This is a genomic window from Ramlibacter sp. (assembly GCF_013697775.1).
Classification (GTDB): domain Bacteria; phylum Pseudomonadota; class Gammaproteobacteria; order Burkholderiales; family Burkholderiaceae_C; genus Ramlibacter.
Genome location: NZ_JACCWG010000076.1, coordinates 1 through 2601, shown reverse-complemented (window position 1 = coordinate 2601; position 2601 = coordinate 1). Strand labels below are relative to the sequence as shown.

The 2601-nt window shown below is 69.0% G+C and carries 2 protein-coding genes; both read left to right on the top strand.

All coding sequences use genetic code 11. The features are described from left to right. The first annotated feature begins 101 nt into the window (after positions 1–101). A complete protein-coding gene (istA, locus tag H0U68_RS04020) occupies positions 102–1616 on the top strand; it encodes an IS21 family transposase (RefSeq protein WP_296352914.1) in 1515 nt (504 codons plus the stop codon). Continuing rightward, positions 1613–2497 (top strand): IS21-like element helper ATPase IstB, encoded by an 885-nt coding sequence (istB, locus tag H0U68_RS04015; protein WP_296352912.1) that lies wholly within the window; start codon positions 1613–1615, stop codon positions 2495–2497. The genes istA and istB overlap by 4 nt, the downstream gene beginning before the upstream one ends. Positions 2498–2601: the final 104 nt, after the last annotated feature.

Genomic DNA, 2601 nt, shown 5'->3' with positions numbered 1-2601 from the left:
TGTCTGGCGACAATTAGGATTGCCGGTTGCGACAATTAGGATTGCCGGTCGTGCCATTGCCGGGAGCACCCCCACAAGCGTAGTCGCTCCGGGGGTTTCCGATGCCCGGCAGACACATCACCAACCGGCAGGTCGCGCGCTATATGCACGCACGCCAAGCCGGACGTACCCAAGTCCAAGCCGCTGATTCTGCGGACATCTGCGAGCGCACCGGTCGCTGGCTCGACCATGCCGGTCGAGCCGCCCGTGAACCACGGAGCTATCGCACGCGAGTCGATCCGTTCGCGGATGTCTGGTCGTCGTCGATCGTGCCGCTGCTGCGCCGTGACGCGCAGCTCAAGGCCGTCACGCTGCTGTGCGAGCTGCAGAGACTGCATCCGGGTCGGTTCGCCGACGGCCAGGTGCGCACGCTGGAACGGCGTGTGCGGCAGTGGCGCGCCACCGAGGGCCCATCGCGTCCGGTGATGTTCCCGCAGGATCACCCGCCCGGTTGGCAGGCGCTGCTGGATTTCACGGTGTGCCACGAGTTGGGGGTGACGATCGCCGGCATCGCCCTACCGCACCGGCTGGGGCACGTCTGCTGCCCGCACAGCGGCTGGCAGTACGCCCAGGTGATCCTGGGCGGCGAGAGCTACCCGGCGCTGGCCGAGACGCTGCGCATGGCGCTGGAGGCGCTGGGCGGAGTGCCGCAGACGCTGCGCACGGACAGTCTGTCGGCGGCATACAAGAACCTGCGCCAGCAGGAGGACCTGACCGTCCGCTTCGAGGCACTGTGCCGGCACTACGGCTGCTCCCCGACGCGCAACACGCTCGGCGTGGCGCACGAGAACGGCGCCGTAGAGTCGCCGAACGGGCATCTGAAGGTCCGCATCGACCAGGCGCTGCGCCTGCGTGGCGATCGTGATTTCGCGACCCTGGATGACTACCGGGCATTCGTGGCCGGCATCGTGGCGGCTGCCAATGCGCCGCGGGCCGAGGCGCTGGCGGTCGAGCGCGCAGCGCTCTCACCGTTGCCGCGGTTCCCCGGCGTGACCTGGACGGAAGCGCTGGGGACCGTCTCGCGCTTCAGCCTGATCACCGTCCTGGGCATCTCGTACATGGTCCCGTCGCGGTTGATGGGCCATCGGCTGGTGGTGCGGATCTATGACGACCGTCTGGAGTTCTTTGCTGGGCGGGAGCGCGTCCACAGCAGTCAGCGCCTGCATGACCCGCTGCGCACCCGGCTGGTGAACTACCGGCTCTGCATCGAGGCCCTGATCCGCAAGCCGGGTGCCTTCGCGCGCTTGGTGTACCGCGATGACCTGCACCCCAACCGGACCTACGCCCGCACCTGGGAACGCCTGCGCGGGTCGCTGGGCGAGCACGCCGCCTGCCGCACCTATGTCCGCCTGCTGCATCTGGCTCACCGGCATGCCTGCGAAGCCGCCCTGGGCGCCCGCCTGGCGACACTGCTGGACAGCGACGAGATGCCGGACGCCGAGGCGCTGCGCGCCGAGTTCGCCGCACCGGTACCGGGCGCCCTGCCCGTGCTGCACTTCCGTACCGCCGACCCGGCCGGGTACGACGCGCTGCGCTGTCTGCCCAAGCCTCATCCACCCCAGGTAGCCACCGCATGACCGCCGCCCCCGCACCATCGACCACCCATACCACCGCCCAGGCGCTCAAGGCCCTGCGGTTGCCGTCCATGGCCCGTTCCTGGCACGAACTGGCAAGCGACGCCACCGAGCACGCCTGGTCGCACGAACGCTTCCTGGGCGCCCTGTGCGAACTGGAACTCACCGAGCGTACCAACCGCCGACTCGCGTCCCGCCTGATGGCCGCCAAGCTGCCGCCCGGCAAGCGTCTCGACAGCTTCGAGTTCGGCCTGGTCCCCGGCCTGTCGCGAGCGCGCGTCGAAGCGCTCGGCGCCGGCGACTGGATCCGCGCCGCCGGCAACTGCCTGCTCTTCGGCGGCAGCGGCACCGGCAAGAGCCACATCGCCGCCGCCATCGGCTACGCTCTGATCGAAGCCGGGCACAGCGTCCTGTTCGTCCGCACCACCGACCTCGTCCAACGCCTCCAGGCGGCGCGGCGCGATCTCGCCCTGCCCGCGCTCCTGGCCAAACTCGACCGCATCGACTGCCTGATCCTCGACGATCTCGGCTATGTGCGGAAGGACCAGTCCGAGACCAGCATCCTCTTCGAACTCATCGCCGAGCGCTATGAGCACCGCAGCCTCATCATCACCTGCGATCGGCCCTTCGCCGACTGGGCATCGATCTTCACCGACCAGATCATGACCGTCGCCGCCATCGACCGCCTCGTCCATCACGCCACCATCCTCGAGTTCGGCTGCGAGAGCTACCGCAAGCGCACCGCTGGCCAACGCGTCAACGCGCTGACGCCGCCGGTCGTCACTGCTCCAGGGATGGCTGTCCAGAACACGGTCGCACACCAACCGCGTCCATCGGGTCGGCGCAGCGCAGCGAGCACGAGAGCCACCGACGTCGCAGGCTAGACCAGGGCTGCCAACGAACCGGACGCCGGTTCAGGACTGCTCCTGTCGCGCTTCGCTTGACTCCCCGGTTCGCCGCTCGTTTCTCCACGAAGCGTGGAGAAACG

Bases quoted from the DNA above. Each gene is read 5' to 3' on its own strand.
- istA (WP_296352914.1), top strand. From the start codon at position 102: ATGCCCGGCAGACACATCACCAACCGGCAGGTCGCGCGCTATATGCAC.
- istB (WP_296352912.1), top strand. From the start codon at position 1,613: ATGACCGCCGCCCCCGCACCATCGACCACCCATACCACCGCCCAGGCG.